11 protein-coding genes are annotated in these 16,368 nt (G+C 69.0%); 9 read left to right on the top strand and 2 right to left on the bottom strand.

Annotation, left to right across the window (positions count from 1 at the left end):
• Positions 1-15: 15 nt before the first annotated feature.
• Together QZ951_RS10300 and mprF are read right to left on the bottom strand one after the other, a co-directional pair.
• Complete coding sequence (locus QZ951_RS10300) at positions 16-1,584, bottom strand: AcvB/VirJ family lysyl-phosphatidylglycerol hydrolase (protein WP_293000482.1); 1,569 nt, start codon at positions 1,582-1,584, stop codon at positions 16-18.
• Positions 1,581-4,157: a bifunctional lysylphosphatidylglycerol flippase/synthetase MprF gene (gene mprF / locus QZ951_RS10305; protein ID WP_293000484.1), complete on the bottom strand. Its 2,577-nt coding sequence runs from the start codon at positions 4,155-4,157 to the stop codon at positions 1,581-1,583. Before mprF ends, QZ951_RS10300 begins: the two co-directional genes overlap by 4 nt.
• Positions 4,158-4,315: 158 nt before the next feature.
• On the opposite strand from mprF, the gene QZ951_RS10310 reads away from it, so the two are divergent.
• From QZ951_RS10310 to QZ951_RS10350, 9 genes are all read left to right on the top strand, one after another.
• Positions 4,316-5,833, top strand: a complete 1,518-nt coding sequence (locus QZ951_RS10310) for a DUF3336 domain-containing protein (protein ID WP_293000485.1) — start codon at positions 4,316-4,318, stop codon at positions 5,831-5,833.
• A gap of 28 nt (positions 5,834-5,861) precedes the next feature.
• Entirely contained in the window at positions 5,862-6,623 is a 762-nt protein-coding gene (locus QZ951_RS10315) for a TMEM175 family protein (protein WP_293000486.1), read from the top strand.
• Positions 6,620-8,041: an SDR family NAD(P)-dependent oxidoreductase gene (locus QZ951_RS10320; RefSeq protein ID WP_293000487.1), complete on the top strand. Its 1,422-nt coding sequence runs from the start codon at positions 6,620-6,622 to the stop codon at positions 8,039-8,041. The genes QZ951_RS10315 and QZ951_RS10320 overlap by 4 nt, the downstream gene beginning before the upstream one ends.
• 49 nt (positions 8,042-8,090) lie before the next feature.
• The gene (locus tag QZ951_RS10325) at positions 8,091-8,693 is read left to right on the top strand and encodes a TetR/AcrR family transcriptional regulator (protein WP_293000488.1); all 603 of its coding nucleotides are present in this window, start codon (positions 8,091-8,093) and stop codon (positions 8,691-8,693) included.
• A gap of 143 nt (positions 8,694-8,836) precedes the next feature.
• Complete coding sequence (locus QZ951_RS10330; protein WP_293000489.1) at positions 8,837-10,363, top strand: AMP-binding protein; 1,527 nt, start codon at positions 8,837-8,839, stop codon at positions 10,361-10,363.
• Positions 10,360-11,532: a transporter gene (locus QZ951_RS10335; RefSeq protein WP_293000490.1), complete on the top strand. Its 1,173-nt coding sequence runs from the start codon at positions 10,360-10,362 to the stop codon at positions 11,530-11,532. Before QZ951_RS10330 ends, QZ951_RS10335 begins: the two co-directional genes overlap by 4 nt.
• The gene (locus QZ951_RS10340; RefSeq protein ID WP_293000491.1) at positions 11,529-12,722 is read left to right on the top strand and encodes a transporter; all 1,194 of its coding nucleotides are present in this window, start codon (positions 11,529-11,531) and stop codon (positions 12,720-12,722) included. The genes QZ951_RS10335 and QZ951_RS10340 overlap by 4 nt, the downstream gene beginning before the upstream one ends.
• 53 nt (positions 12,723-12,775) lie before the next feature.
• The gene (locus QZ951_RS10345; RefSeq protein ID WP_293000492.1) at positions 12,776-14,215 is read left to right on the top strand and encodes a chitobiase/beta-hexosaminidase C-terminal domain-containing protein; all 1,440 of its coding nucleotides are present in this window, start codon (positions 12,776-12,778) and stop codon (positions 14,213-14,215) included.
• A 143-nt stretch (positions 14,216-14,358) separates the two neighbouring features.
• Positions 14,359-16,353 carry an SDR family oxidoreductase gene (locus QZ951_RS10350; RefSeq protein WP_293000493.1) on the top strand — a complete coding sequence of 665 codons (1,995 nt, stop codon included), beginning with the start codon at positions 14,359-14,361 and terminating at the stop codon, positions 16,351-16,353.
• The last annotated feature ends 15 nt before the right edge of the window (positions 16,354-16,368 follow it).

Below are 16,368 nucleotides of genomic sequence, written 5' to 3' on the forward strand. Positions count from 1 at the left end.
CGATTCAGCAGCCGCTCACGGCTTGCCCGCCGCCCGCTTCGGCGCCGGAATCGCACCCAGGATTTCCTGCGCGAGCCGTTCGTATTCGCCGCCGAAGTGGTGGCCGCCGGGCATCTTGACCTGCTTGATGCCGGGCGCGACGAGGTCCGGGCAGATCGATTCGTCGTCCTTCTCGCCGTAGACGCACAGCAGCGGCGGGTTGCCGGCCGGGGCCAGCAGCTTGGCGATTTCCGGGCGGGTCTGCAGGCCGCCGTCGGTGGCGTCGACCCAGTTGGTCAGGTGGAATTCGAACTGCGCGCGTTCGGCCAGGCCGAGCAGCGCGGCCAGCGCGATGCCGTTGCGGCTGGCGATCGGCAACTTGTTCAGCGCCGCCGGCATCACGTCCGCGCCCTGCGAGTAGCCGATCAGCAGCACCCGCTCGCGGTTCAGCGCGCGGCGGTAGTGCTTCATGATCCGGTCGAGATCGGCGGCGAAGCCTTCCGGTGTGCGCGCGGTCCAGAAGTAGCGCAGCGAATCGACGCCGATCACCGGCATGCCGTCGGCCGACAGGTGCGCGGCCAGTTCCTCGTCGATGCCGGCCCAGCCGCCGTCGCCGGAGACCAGGATCGCGAACACGTCCGGGTTGTTGCCGGCGGTGGTCGCGGGCACTTCGATCACCGGCAGGCCGGTCAGGCTGGTCGGCGGCGGCGGCACGCTGGCCTTGGCCTGCGCGGCCACCATCTTGTCGTAGGCGTTGCGATAGGTCGGCAGCCAGTTTTCCGGAGCCGAGAACGCGTGGCCGACCTTCGGCAGCAAGGTGCTGCCGGCATTGCCGGTGGCGGCGGCGAACTTGGCGATGGCCGAGGCATCGCAAACCTGGTCGATCTCGCCGTGCAGGGTCAGCCACGGCGCGGTCAGCGTCTTCGCCGGCAGGAAGTCGACGCCGTTGTTGTCGTCGCGCTTGCTGAACCGGGCGCCGTTGCCCGGACACAGCGGCTTGCTCAGGTTCAGGTCCGGGCAGAACGCGGTGGTCAGCGCGCCGGAGAAGGCACCGGCCGGGGCCTGCGCCAGCACGCCATAGGCCAGCGCGGCTCCGGCGGAGTGACCGACGAGGATCGGCGGCAGGTAGGTCGGCAGGTGGTAGTAGGCCTGCACGAAGTGACTCAGGTTTTCCAGATCGCCGTCCGGAAACACGCAGTCGCCGCCGTCCTTTTCGAGCACGGTCAACAGCTTGGGCGTGTCGATGGCGGCCACCATGGCGCCGTCGGCGACCAGCGCGTTGACCATGGCGACGACACCGCCCTTGTCGCGCGTGGCCCAGCCGCCTTCGCCGGACAGGAACAGCACGAAGGATTTCGGCGTGCCGCCCGGCAGGTAGACATCAAACTGGTCGAAGCGGCCGTGACTGATGCGATCGGTGCGCGGTTCGGCCGGCAGCTGGCCGGCCGGGGCGCTGGCAGCGGCGGCCGGAACTGCCGCTGCGGCAGCGGCCGGTGCCGGCACGGCTTTCGGCGTGGTGGCGCCAGCGGCGAGCGACGGCAGCGAAATCGACAGGGCGGCGGCCGATGCCGCGAAGACAGCCAGTGAGGCGAATGTGGTTTTCATGACTTCCAGATGACTTCCTTCACGCCGCCGGCGATCAGCGCGGCGGTGTCCAGCAGAATTCGGGGCAGCACCAGACCGCCGGGCGAGGCCAGATACCGCGGCCGCCACTCAGGCTGGAACTTGTCCTTGTATCGACGCAGGCCGTTGAAGTTGTAGAACGGCTCGCCATAGCGATGCACGATGCGGCCGAGCTTGTGCCAGAACGGTGCCAGCGGGTGGTTTTCAAGGCCGGCCAGCGGCGCCATGCCGAGGTTGAACCACTGGTAACCCTGGGCCTTGCCCCACAGCATCAGTTCGATGAACAGGTAGTCCATGACGCCGCGCGGGGCATCGCTGGCGTGGCGCATCAGGTCGATCGACAGTTCCTCGCGGCCGTTGCCGAGCCACAGGTTGGCGAACGCCACGATCTTGCCTTCGCGCAGCACGCAGGCGCAGTGGAAGCGGCGCAGGTAGTCGAGATCGAAGCGGCCGACCGAAAAACCCTTTTCCGCCGCGGACTTGCCGAGCAGCCAGTCGTCCGAGATGGTGCGCAGCTCGTCGAGCCGGCCTTCGACTTCCTGCGGCGTCAGCACGACGAAGCTGGCGCCCTCGCGGATCGGCCGGCGGTGCTCGTTGCGCAGGCTCTGGCGCTTCGAGCCTTCGAGCGAGAACGTGGCCAGCCGCACCCGCGCTTCCTCGCCGAGCTTGGCAAGCGACAGGCCGAGGTCGAGGTAGAACGGCAGCTGGTCCGACGACACCTGATAGAACACCGGCCAGCAGGCGCTGCGATCGGCCAATTCGCGAAAGGCCCAGCCCAGCGCTTCGAACTTGGCCGGGTTGCCAGTCGGATCGCCGAGTGCCACGAGGCTGCGGCCGGACCGCTGGTACATGATGAAAGCGTCGCCGTCCGGGTGGAACAGCAGCTGCTTGTCGCCGAGCAGCGCGAGGTTGGCCATGGTGCCGCCGCTGTTCGCGACGATGGCGGCGGCGCGGTCGAGCGAGGCGGCATCCGGCAGCGCCGGTTCCGGCCGCACCGGGCTCAGCAGCCGCCACAGCATGAAGCCGGCCAGCACCATCGCCGAAACGAACGCCGCGCGGGCGAGACGCGAGGCCTGATCGTCGAACGCGTACTGCCACCACAGCTCGCGGCTGAACGAGTGATCGCCGTACGACAGCATCGATACCCAGAACGCGAACGCCACGACCGACAACGTGGCGAACAGCCACAGCCGGGAATCGCGGACATCGAGCAGCGAAGCGCGGCGGTAGAAGCGTTCGCGCGAGGCGATCAGCATCATCGCGATGATCGTCAGCAGGATCGCTTCCTCGTAGTCGAGGCCTTTCAGCAGCGAGGCGACGATGCCGGCGGCGAGCAGGCCCAAGGTCAGCCACCAGGCGCCATCGAGACGCTGATACAGGCCGCGGGCGAGGATCAGCAGGGCGACGCCGATCGCGCTGCCGACCAGATGCGAAACCTCCAGCACTTCCAGCGGCAGGATCTCGGCCAGCCATTCCAGACGGCTGCCGATCGCGGGCGTCGCACCCGACAGCAACAGCACGGTGCCGGCGAGGAAGGTGGTGGTGGCCAGCACCGGCGGGCCAAGCCGCTCGATGGCGTCCTGAAAGCGGCTGCCGTATTTCGCAATCCAAGCGCGCTGCGCCAGCGCCGTGCGCGCGCCGAGCAGCGCCAGCGCCACCACGAACGGCAGCAGGTAATAGATGACGCGATACAGCAGCACCGCGCCGAGCACGCCTTCGGCCGGCGCGCCGGGCAGCAGCAGGATCAGCACCGTCTCGAACACGCCGAGTCCGCCCGGCACATTGCTGACGGTGCCGGCGTAGATCGCCAGCACGAAAACGCCGGCGAAGCCCGGGTAGTCCAGGGTCACCGAGGTCGGCAGGAGGACATACAGCGTGGCGGCGGCGAAGCACAGATCGACGCTGGCCACAGCGATCTGGCCCAGGGTCAGCGGCAGGCCGGGCAGGCTGAACTCGCGGCCGCGCCAGACCAGCGGCTTCTTGCGCAGACCGTTCAGCGCGAGATAGGCGATGACCGCCGCCAGCAGCACGCCGCCGAGCAGGTGCACCTCGTTCAGCGGCAGGTGCAACACGCGGCCGGCGCTGTCCGACGCCGCCAGCAGCGAAAGCCCCAGCAGCGTCGCCACGCCCAGCGCGAACGCCACCGACACCAGCGCGATGACGCCAGCCACCTTCAGCCCCGGCACGCCGGCCGCGGTGTAGTCGCGATAGCGGATCGAACCGCCGGACACGGTCTGGAAGCCGACGCTGTGGCCGATGCCGAAGGCGATGAACGAGGTCGGCACCACCTGCTTCCACGGCAGCGGGTGGCCGACGCCGCGCAGCGCCAGCCAGTCGTACAAGGTCAGCAGGCCGTAGCTGGTGCCGCAGAACAGCAGGGCTTCGACGATCCGCAGCCGCGGCATCGCCGCCAGGTGGGCCAGCACCTCATCGACATTCAATTCGGCGAGGTTGCGACGCAGTGCCCAGATCGCCACGGCCAGCAGGCCCACGGTCAGCACCACCGCGAGCACGCGGCGACGATCGGCGAAAAAGGACGTGAAACGGGAGGGCATGGCCGTCAGACAGCGGAGAACCGTCATTGTACTGCGCAGCCCGCCGCGTCAGATGGCCGCCAGATGAACGCCGAACGGCCGTTTTGGGGCAAATGCTGCACTGCAAGATGGCATACTCGACGCTGACGCCGCTTTCACGTCGCCTCGTCGTTGCGAGCATGTACAAGAAGCTGATCGCCAGCCGCCTGCGGGATCTCGAGCAGGCGATGACCTATGCCGAATGGCGCGACATCGCGACGGAACTCGATCGTCTTGAAGGCGCGGACGCCTGGAAACAGGACGAGATGAGCGATGACTACGATTATCTGCTGATCAAGGAACGGCTGAACACGCTGCGCGAACTGCGCAAGTCCGGCGAAGTGCGCCAATTGGTGTTCCAGCTCGCCGAGGGCCTGCACGGCAATCTCGGCAACGTCGCCGACCCGGTGCTGTATTCATACGCCCGCGTCGGCACCAAGAAGCTGGTGCAGGACTACATCGAGGAGTCGGTGCGCTGCCTCGACTACGTCTGCGTCGGCGATTTCCCGGATTTCAGCGCCGACGAGAAGATCCTGTTCTTCAAGCGCACCGGCACCAGCTTCGGCCGCTCGGCGCTGCTGCTGTCCGGCGGTGCCACGCTCGGCATGTTCCACCTCGGCGTGATCAAGGCGATGTTCGAGCAGAACGTGCTGCCGCGCGTGATTTCCGGCTCGTCAGCCGGCGCGATCATCGCCAGCATGGTCGGCACCCGCACCGACGAGGAACTGCCGGCGATCTTCGAGCCGGAATCCTTGAGCCTGCAGGCATTCCAGACCGTCAGCCTGCGCCAGGTGCTGTCCGGCCGGGCGCTGATGGACCCGTCGCAGCTGCAGGCCTGCCTCGAACGCAACATCCACCCGGGCAGCTTCATCCAGGCCTTCGAGCGCACCCGCCGCATCCTCGGCGTCACCGTGTCGCCGGCCGAGGCACACCAGTCCGCGCGCCTGCTGAACTACCTGACGGCGCCGAACGTCACCATCCAGTCGTCGGTGCTGGCCTCGTGCGCGGTGCCCGGCGTGTTTCCGCCGGTGATGCTCGATTCGCTCGATTTCGACGGCGTGAAGCACCCGTACATGCGCTCCAAGCGCTGGGTCGACGGCTCGATCGCGAACGACCTGCCGATGCTGCGCCTCGCACGCCTGCACAACGTCAACCACTACATCGTCAGCCAGACCAATCCGCACGTGGTGCCGTTCATGCGCGAAGTGAACCCGCGCCGGCGCTCGGTCAGCGATGCCGTGCAGCAGTTCGCCACCGCCGCCAGCCGCGACGTGCTGAAGCTGACCCGCAGCTATGTCGGCGCCAACGCGCCGGGTAGGATCGTCGACATGCTCAACGACGTGCTGCAGCAGCGCTACAGCGGCGACATCAGCGTGTTCCCGAAGCAGTCGCCGACCCAGCTGATGCGGATGTTCTCGAACCCGTCGGCCGCGGCGATCGCCAACTTCATCCGCGACGGCGAACGCGCCACCTGGCCGAAGCTCGAACGCATCCGCCTGCAGACACGCATTTCCCGGGCGTTCGAGGACTGCCTGTTCTGGCTCAAGGAACAGGGCGCGATGCGTGCCCACGACGGCCGACGGCCGCGCCGCGCGCGCCCGGGCGACCGGCTCAAGCTCGCCGTCAGCGACGGCCGCCGCACCGGCGAGCCGGGCTAGGCGGACGGCCGGCTTCGCCGCAGGCGCCATGCACTGGAACGACGAGCGGCTGGCGGCGCTGCCGATCGACCAGGGCTTTCGCCTGCGCGGCGCGCAGGTCACCCGGATCGAAGCGCTGACCGACGGCGCGTTCGCGCTGGCGCTGACCTTCCTGGTCATCGTGCAGCAGGAAATCCCGAAGGATTTCAGCGATCTGATGCTGGCCTTCCGGCAGACGCCGGTGTTCGCCGCGAGCTTCTCGATCCTGATCCTGTTCTGGTCCGCGCACGTCCGCTGGAGCCGCCGCTACGGGCTGGAAGACGGCCCCGCCGTCGCGCTCAGCGCGCTGCTGATCTTCACCATGCTGGTCTTCGTCTACCCGCTGAAGATCGTGTTCGGCGCGTTCTTCAGCTCGCTGACCGGCGGCTGGGTGCCGGGCGCCACACGTTTCCAAAGCCACGAGCAGCTGCAGACGCTGTTCATCATCTACGGCGCCGGCTTCGTGCTGATGCAGGCGACGCTCGTCGGCCTGTACGCCGACGCCGCCCGCCGCGCCGACGCGCTGCGGCTGAACGCGCTCGAACGCTTCGACACCCGCGCCGACGCCCGTGGCCATGCCCTGAGCCTCGGCATCGCGGCCTTCGCCACGCTGCTGGCGCTGCTGCTGCCGGCGCGCTGGTCACCGTGGTCCGGCTACAGCTACGGGCTGTTCGCGGTGCTGAAGCCGTGGTACTGGCAGCGTGTGCTGAATCGCCGCGCCGCATTGCAAGCCTCTGAATCACAAGCGACTTCCGCTGAACTGCCACCATGATCCGACTGCAGGAAACGCTGACTTCGCCGCGCTCGCCGAGCGAATGCTTCCGCTACGCCGCCGACTTCCGCCAGCTCACCGGCTGGGACCCGACCGCCGTCCGGGCAACGAAGACCACGCCCGGGCCGGTCGGCCTCGGCACCGTGTTCGAGATCGCGGTGCGCTTCGGCCCGCGCGTGCTGCCGATGCGTTACGAGGTGACCGGCTGGCGGCCGCCGCATCAGGTCGTGCTTCGGGGCGAGGGCGAGACCGTGATCGCTACCGACACCATCCGCTTCTCGCCACGTCCGGCGCGCGACGGCGGCGGCACCGACCTCGTCTACACCGCCGATCTCGAACTGAAAGGCGGCGGTGCCTGGCTGGACCGCGTGGTGCGCCCGATCGCCGTGATCAACGGCCGCCGCGCGATCAACGGCCTGCGTCGGCAACTGGCGGCCGAGCCGCCGGTCGTCACGCGCTCGTGGTCGCGCGATCTGGCCGACCGCCTGCTGCTGCCCGGTGCGGCAAAGTTCACCCGACAAGGTTTTGCCCACGCCCGGCTGCCGGCGATCACGACCGATGCCAGCGACCGCACGATCGTGGTCACCGGCGCCACCAGCGGCATCGGCCTCAGTGCCGCGACCACGCTGGCGCGGCTCGGTGCCCGCGTGGTGCTGGTCGGCCGCGATGGCGCGAAGCTGCAGGCGCTGCGCGACACGCTGATCGCCGATGCCGGCCATGACCGGATCGCCGTGCAGATCGCCGATCTGGCGCTGCAGTCCGAAGTCCGGGCACTGGCCGCGCGGCTCATCGCCAGCGAGCCGCGGATCGACGCGCTGATCAACAACGCCGGCGCGCTGTACGGCGAACGGGCGCTGACCGCCGAAGGCCGCGAGCGCAGCGTGGCGATCAACCTGCTGGCCCCGTACACGCTGACCCGGGCGCTGCTGCCGCGGCTGACGGCGTCCGGCACGGCGACGCAGCCGGCACGGGTGGTCAATGTCTCGTCCGGCGGGCAGTATCTGCAGGCGCTGGATGTCGACGATCTGGATTACGCCAAGGCGCCGTACGACGGCACCAAGGCCTACGCGCAGGCCAAGCGCGCGCTGGTGGCGCTGAGCCGGCAGTGGAACGACGACTGGCAGGCGCGCCACGTGCGGGTCGATGCCATGCATCCGGGCTGGGTCGACACGCCGGGTGTCGAAACGTCGCTGCCCGGCTTCCACCGGACCATGCGGCGCTTCCTGCGCACCCCGGAACAGGGTGCCGACAGCATCGTCTGGCTGGCGCTCGCCGATGCGGCGGTGCCGGGCGGGCAGTTCTGGCTGGATCGGCAGCCGCACGTCACTGATGTGATCCCGGGCACAGTCGTGCACCGGAACACGTTGAAGATGCTGGCCGAACGGCTGGATTCGGTCAGCGAAACCGGCATCGCCTGAAGTATTCTCGGAACACCTTCGACCAAAACGGATTTTGACCGTGCAGACCATGACCAAAGAAAGAGAACTGGTGCCGGTGACGGCGCGGGGCGAAGCGACGCGGCGCAAGCTGCTGTCCGCGGCGGAGATCGAGATTGGCGAAAAGGGCTTCCATGTCGCCTCGATCAGCTCGATCACGACGCGCGCCGACGTCGGCCAGGGCACGTTCTACCTGTACTTCCATTCGAAGGACGAGATTTTCCTGACCCTCGTCCGCGACATCGGCCGCCGCCTGCGCAAGCACATGGCCCAGGCGATCGACGGCATCGACGATCGTCTCGCGGCCGAGCGTCGCGCGCTGGAGGCGTTCTTCGAGTTCGCGCAGGCGCATCCGGGCCTCTATCGCATCGTGCAGGAGTCGCAGTTCGTCGACGACGCGATCTTCCGCGAATACTACGAGCGGCTCGCCGCCGGCTACGCCGAGGATCTGGACGAGGCCACGGCCAAGGGCCAGTTGTCGGCCGGTGATTCGGTGGCGCGGGCCTGGTCGATCATGGGCATCGGCCACTTCATCGGCATGCGCTGGTGCCTGTGGCAGGGCCGCGTGCCCGATGCCGCCATGATCGACAGCCTGATGGACTTCATCAGCCACGGCATCGCGCCGAAGCGCTGAACCGGGCCCAGCCGAACCGCCCGCCATCACGTCCGACCGGGCCTGAACGCATTCGCTTGCCGACCGACCCTGCGCTTCCGGTACAGTGGAGCGGCCGCTAGCGGGTCGCCTTCGCGATCCCCGGCCCGCCCACCCTACGTTCTGTGCCGCCCACGTCGATCCGGACATCGCTGGAGCTGCTGCACCCCGCATTGCAGGCGGACCCGGAAGGCTTGGCGCTGTGCCTAGCTGACAGCCGATACAGCTTCGCCGACCTCGATCGCCGCGCGCGGCAGCTTGCCCGCCGCCTGCACGACCTCGGCCTGCGCGCCGGGGATCGGGTCGGCATCGTCGCCGCCAATCACGTCGCCCATCTCGATTTGCTGCTGGCCGCGCCGAAGCTCGGCATCCTCGCGGTGCCGCTGAACACGCGGCTCGGCGCGACGGAGCTGGCCGAGCAGGTCACCATCGTCACGCCGAAGCTGATGCTGGCCGATGACGAGGCGCTGCCACGCGTGCTGCCGCTGGCGATCGCCACCGTCCGGATCAGCGATCACGACGCCTGGCTGGCCGGAGTCGAGGTCGATGCGAGCGCCCCCGCGCTGCCGCCGGTCGAGGGCCTCGACGACGACAGCATCCACGTGATCCTGTTCACCGGCGGCAGCACCGGCCGCCCGAAAGGCGCCTGCCTGCCGTATCGCCAGACGCTCGGCAATGCCGACGACACCGCCGCCGCCTGGGGCATCACGGCCGGCGACTGCGCGATCCAGTGCACGCCGTCGTTCCATGCCTCGGCCCATGTCCTGAGCCTGCCGCTGCTGCGCGTTGGCGGCACGGTGGTGCTGATGCCGCGCTTCGAGCCGGCCGCCTATCTGGCGCTGGCCGAGCGCCACCGCGCGAGCCTGATGTTCATGGTGCCGACGATGTTCCAGATGCTGGTCGCCGAGCCGACCTTCGCCGCGACCGACCTGTCTGCCGTCCGCTTCGCGATCAGCGGCGGCGCGCCGTGTCCGCCGCCGCTGCGGGATGCCTTCGCGGCGCGCGGCATTCCGTTCCGGCAGGGCTTCGGCATGACCGAGGCCGGCGTCAACTGCTTCGTGATCGATGACGCCGAAGCGGCGCGGCATCCGGATGCCGTCGGCCGGCCGATGCCGCGGATGCAGGCGCTGATCCGCTGCGCCGACGGCAGCGAAGCCGGCAGCGATGAAGTCGGCGAACTGTGTCTGGCCGGGCCGCAGATCTGCGCCGGCTATCTGACCGCGAATGGCGAGCGCGACAGCAGCCTGCACGACGGTTGGCTGCGCACCGGCGATCTCGCCAGCCGCGACGCGAGCGGCCTGTTCCGCATCCGCGGGCGGCTCAAGGATCTGTACATCTCCGGCGGGGAGAACGTCTATCCGGCCGAGGTCGAGGCTGCGCTGCTGCAGTGCCCGGGCGTGGCCGAAGCCTGCGTGTTCGGCTGGCCGGACGCGCGCTGGGGCGAGACCGGCGTCGCGCTGCTGGTGGCGAAAGTCGGCAGCGCGATCGATGTCGCCGCCGTGCGCGAAGCGCTGCGCGAGCGGCTGGCCGGCTACAAGCGCCCGGCCGTGCTGCGGGTCGTCGACAGCCTGCCGCGCAGCGCCGCCGGCAAGGTGCTGCGCCACGAAGCGCGGGCGCTGCACGCGGCGGCCACGCAGGCGGTCGCGGCATGATCCGCGCCGCGGCCGTCGCGCTGATCATCGTGCTGCCGGCGCTGGCACAGGGGCAGACGCATCCGGACCTGTCGCTCGACAGCGGCCGCTACCGGGCGCGCTATCCGGGCCTGATCGTCGGCGCCACCGTGCTGCAGGACCCGCGCGACCAGAGTTTCAGTGCCAGCGGGGCGCGGCAGTCCGGCGTGGTGCCGAGCTACGGCGCCGGCAACGAATTTCCGCTGACCCGCTTCCAGCTCGGTTTCGACTGGCAGTTCCCGGCCTTCGAGGCGGCGAAGCTGCCGTTCGTGTCGTCCCGGCTGTGGCAGGCGCGCGCCGCGCTGGGTTATGCCGAAACCTCCACCAAGGGCCCGCTGCGCGATCGGCAGGCCGCGGCCGGCGATCCGCCGGCGAAGGCCGGCATCAGCGACATCGAGCTCGCGATCGGGCCGTTTCTCGTCGGCTCCGGCGACTGGCGCACGCGCAGCGCCACGCCGTTCTCGGCCGTGCTGCTTGCCGAGTTGCGCCTGCCGATCGGCGCCCATGACCCGAGCGCGCCGAACAACGCCGGCGATTCGGTATTCGCCTACGGTGCCCGGCTCGGTGTGCACTGGCAGCCGTCGCAGGCGCTGCTGAACGGCTTCCGGCTCGATGCCGGCGTCCGCGGCCGCTGGTATGGCGCGGATCAGGAGCCGGCGTTCAACGCGCAGGCCCCGACGCAGGCCGGGCGCGACCTGTCGTTCGACGCGACCCTCGCGCGCAAGCTCTGGCGCAGCGTCCACGCGCAGGTCTCGTACACGTGGCGCGATGGCGCGGCGAACGAGTACCGGAACGTGCGGGCGACGGCGAATCCACCGGATGCGCCGCTGCTGAACGACACGTTTCCGGACCCGGCCGCCGTCCGCGACGGCGGCACCCGCGAGCAGCGGCTGCAGGTCGGGCTGGGCGTGTTCGTGACGCAGCGGCTGTGGCTCGGCGCGGCCTGGAGCCATCCGCTGTCCGGTCGCAGCGGCAGCGCGACCGTGCCGTATCTCGCGCAGTTGCAGAACTGCGAAGCGTTGAACGCCTGCAACCCGCGCTCGAACGGCAGCGATGGCATCGACGGCCTCGGCAGCGCGCGGACCTTCGCGTCCGACAGCTTCCAGCTGCAGCTGCGCTGGCAGCCGCGCAGCAGTCAGGGTGGGCCATGAGGCGCTTCGCCGCCGTATGGGCGATGGCCTTGTCGGTGGCACTGCCGGCCAGCGCCGGCGTCGTGTTCACGCCGCATGTTTCCGAATACGCCAAGCCGCCGCGCGGCACCTACCTCGACACGACGTACATCTACAGTTCAATTGATCGGATCTGGGATGCCGACGGCAACAAGGTGGCACTCGGCAACACCGCGATTCCGCCGGGCGAGTCGATCAACGCGCAGCTGCTGCTGGCCCGCTATCTGTGGGTCGGCAACCTGTTCGAGGACACGAGCCTGCCGTTCGTGTCCAAGCACGATCAGGTGTTCCGCATCATCGGCACCGCCGGCCGTCAGCACGGCACCGGCGCGATCAACGACCTGTCACGCCAGTTCGGGCTGACCACGAGCGCGTCCGGCATCGGCGATGTCTTCGTGCTCGCCGGCATCTACGGCGACGAGCATCACTGGGGCCCGCTGCACGCCAACGCGCTGTACACGATCACCGCCAAGCTGCCGGTCGGCAGCTACCAGCGCGACTCGCTGCTGAACATCGGCACTCGCTACTGGACGGTCATTCCGCAGGTGTCGCATCACCAGGACTGGTTCGGCAAGCTGTCGATCGACAGCACCGCAGCGCTGCAGCTGAACGGCAGGAACAGCGCACCGGCCTACGGCGGCCTGACGCCGACGCGGCCCGGCCACCTGCTGAACCTCGAAACCAACCTCGCCTGGAAGCTCGACGAGCACTGGTATGCCGAAGCCGGCTTCACCTACACGCGCTCGCTGACCGACAACCGCTACGACGATGTCACGCTGAACCTGGCCGACCAGCCGGTGCCGCCGTCCACTGCCTGCAACACGCTGCTGGTGCCGGCGGCGCAATGCACGCTGCTCGATGCCTTCTATCTGGCGCCGGTGCCGGGCCGCTATCGCGATCGCGGCGTCTCGAATGCCCTCGTCACCGCCGGCTTCAGCTACATCTATCGCGCGTCGACCGTGATCAGTCTGCGCGCAGCGCTGCCGATTGCCGGGCGCGGCTCGCAGATCACGGTGCCGTACTACGTCTGCCCGCAGTCGCCGTGCAATGCCGACACCGAGGTCGCGTCCGCCCGCCAGAGCGCGCGCCTGACCGGCGTGCAGGAAGCAGCGGCGATCACCGCCTCGCCGTTCTTCGAGCTGCGGCTCGTGTTCCTGCTGTTCGCGCCGTGAATCCGGTTCGCGCGGCGGGAAGCGGGCGGCGGAAGGCGCGTTGGACGCTGGCGATGAGGACGGCCTGCATCGCCGCGCTCGGGATGTCGGGTTGCGCCAGCACCGGCCCGCGTGACGCCTATCCGCACGAACGCGCGTTCCCGCGAGGCTTCACGCCGCCGATCAGCACCGCCACCGGCCGGCCGATCTACGGCTGGGGGGGCGATCCGGCCGGCCACGGCGAGCCAGCCCCGGGCAGCCCGAGCCACACGCCGGTGCTGTTCATCCACGGTAACACCGTCGACGCGACGTACTGGAACAAGGCGCGCACGTATTTCCGCGCGGCCGGCTACCGCGACGACGAGCTCTGGGCGCCGAGCCATGGCCACGGCGGCACCACCACCTTCGACAGCAACGACCTGTCGGCGCCGACGCTGAACGCCTTCGTCGACGAGGTGCAGCGTTACCTGTCGAAACGCGCCGGCCGGCGGATCCGGCAGTTCGACATCGTCGCCCATTCGCTCGGCGTCACGGCGGTGCGGCAATGGCTGACGCAGACCAACCGCTGGCACGAGGTGCGCAACTTCGTCGCCGTGGCCGGCGCCAACCACGGCGTCTGGACCGCGCTGCCCGATGCCCGCGGCCCGAGCCGGATCGCGAGCTTCGAGCTGGCGGTCGGCAGCCCGTGGCTGGCGCAGCTCAATGCCGGCGGCGAAACCGCCGGTGCCACGCGGATGATGACCCTGTACGACGGCACCGGCCGCTACGACGTGCTGTTCCCCGAGCCGCTGCAGGACAGCCCGGCACTCGCCGGTGCGACGAACATCGCGTTCAACCGGGCGGCCGACACCTGGGCCGGCGGCTACGGCCATCTGGAACTGCCGCGGGAGCCGGCGACGATGGCGGTCATCGTCGATTTCCTGCGCGCCGCCGACGAAGCGGTGCCGCCGGCCGCGCCGCCGCAACTCGCGCAGCGCGGCGACACCGTGCAGGCGACGACGCCCGACACCGCGCTGCACTGCGCCGCCGGCGGCCGCTATCCGGACCGCGCCACGCCAATGCTGCGCGCCGCCGCGATTCCCGCGGATCAATGGCTGACCTGCTATGCGCACAACCCGCGCACCGGCCTGTCGAGCCCGATGGCGCGCTTTGCCCGGCGCCCGGCCGCGGTGTCGTCGGTACCGTTGACCTTGGCGGCCTCGCCGCCGCCCGGTCCGTATGCCGACCCGGCGACGATCACGCTGACCGCCAGCGAACCCGGCGCGCTGATCGTCTACTCCACCGCCGGCACGATGCCGGACAGCGGTGCGGCGCTGTATCGCGCACCGGTCTACGTCGCCGCGCCGGTGACGATGACGGCGATCGCCATTGCGCCGGACGGCCGGCAGTCGGCACCGCTGCGGCTGCGCTACGACATCAGCCTCGAATACCAGGACGCCTTGCACACGCTGCAGCGGCAGCTCGATCCGGCGACGCCGGTCGAGTTCGAAGGCCGCAATCGCAGCGGCCACTGAACCGGCCTCGGATGCGGATGCCGTTCCGACGTCGGCCGCCCCCGTGTGGTTGTGCGCGGCGGCGCGGCTTACGATAGCCGGCAATACCAACCAGAACCGGCCGGACTTCGGCCCAGTGGCCTGCCCAGGGCCCGAGGAGATCCATGAACTACTTCGTCACCGGCGCGACCGGTTTCATCGGCAAGCACCTGATCGAACGCCTGCTCGCGCGCGAGGACGCGACTGTCCACGTGCTGGTGCGGGCCTCGTCGGAAGACAAGTTCAGCGCACTGCAGGAGCGCTATGGCGATGCCGCAGACCGGCTGGTCATGGTCGCCGGCGACATCACCACGCCGGGTCTGGTGTCGGCGGCGGACCTGAAGACGCTCAAGGGCAAGGTCGATCACCTGTTCCATCTCGCCGCCGTCTACGACATGAACATGAGCGACGAGCAGGGCGATCGCATCAACAACGAAGGCACGCGCAATGTCGTGGCGTTCGCCAATGCGCTCGGCGGCGGCATCGTGCTGCATCACGTGTCGAGCGTCGCGGTCGCCGGCGGCGACTACAACGGCCGCTTCACCGAAGAGATGTTCGACGAAGGCCAGCCGGTCAAGCATCCGTACTTCCGCACCAAGTTCCAGAGCGAGCAGATCGTCCGCAATGAAGCCAAGGTGCCGTTCCGGGTCTATCGCCCGGGTGCCGTCGTCGGTCACTCGCAGACCGGCGAGATGGACAAGATCGACGGCCCCTACTACTTCTTCAAGACCATCCAGAAGCTGAGCCACCGCATTCCGAAGTGGCTGCCGCTGCTCGGCATCGAAGGCGGCAAGGTGCCGATCGCGCCGGTCGACTACGTCGCCGATGCCATCGATGCCATCGCCCACGTGCCGAACCGCAACGGCCAGACCTTCCACCTCGTGCAGTCGAACAGCCCGAGCGTCGGCGACGTCATCCAGTCGATCCTGCGCGCGGCGCACGGCCCGCGCTTCGCGCGCAAGTTCGATCTGCCGACGATGCCGGCGGCGATGCGCAAGCTCGGCGGCCAGATGGGCGGTGCGCTGCCGAACTCGGTGAAGAATCAGATCGCCAAGGCCATCGGCGCGCCGATCTCGGTGCTCGGCTACATCACCAACCGCGCGGTGTTCGACGACAAGAACGCCCGCGCCGCACTGAAGGGCACCGGCATCAAGTGCCCCGAGTTCCGCGACTACGCGAAGAACCTGTGGTCGTTCTGGGAGCAGTTCCTCGACATCCACTACGAGCCGAGCCCGGAGCTGATCGCGAAGGTGCAGGGCAAGGTGATCCTGGTCACCGGTGCGTCGAGCGGCATCGGCTTCACCACCGCGAAGAACCTCGCGATCGCCGGCGCCAAGGTGATCCTCGTCGCGCGCACCGAGCAGAACCTGATCGAGACCCAGAACATCATCGCCAAGGCCGGTGGCGAGAGCTACGTCTACCCCTGCGACCTGATCGACATGAAGGCGATCGACGAGATGGCCGCGAAGGTGCTGCGCGACTTCGGCCACGTCGACATCCTGATCAACAACGCCGGTCGCTCGATCCGCCGCGCGGTGATGGAAAGCTTCGACCGCTTCCACGACTTCGAACGCACGATGGAGCTGAACTACTACGGTGCCGTGCGTCTGATCATGGCGCTGCTGCCGACGATGACCGAGCGCCGCGAAGGCCACATCATCAACATCAGCTCAATCGGCGTGCTGGCCAACGCCGCGCGCTTCTCCGCTTACGTGGCCTCGAAGGCCGCGCTCGATGCCTTCACCCGCTGCCTGTCGGCCGAGGTCAAGAGCAGCAACATCCGCACGACGGCGATCTACATGCCGCTGGTGCGCACCCCGATGATCGCGCCGACCAAGATCTACTCGTACATCCCGACCTGGTCCCCGGACGATGCCGCCGACACCGTGATCAAGGCCATCGTCGAGGAACCGAAGTCGATCGCCACCCCGCTCGGCACGGCCGCCGCCCTGTCGTACGCCGTGTGGCCGAAGCTCAACGACTACATCCTGTCGAAGGGCTTCCAGCTGTTCCCGTCATCGACCGCCGCCAAGGGCGCCAAGGACAAGGACCGCAAGTCCGACAAGCCGACCTTGGAGCAGGTGGTGTTCGCCAATGTCTTCAAGGGCGAGCATTGGTAAAGACGCATTACGCGC

It is taken from the genome of Nevskia sp., assembly GCF_021732705.1.
Classification (GTDB): Bacteria; Pseudomonadota; Gammaproteobacteria; order Nevskiales; family Nevskiaceae; genus Nevskia.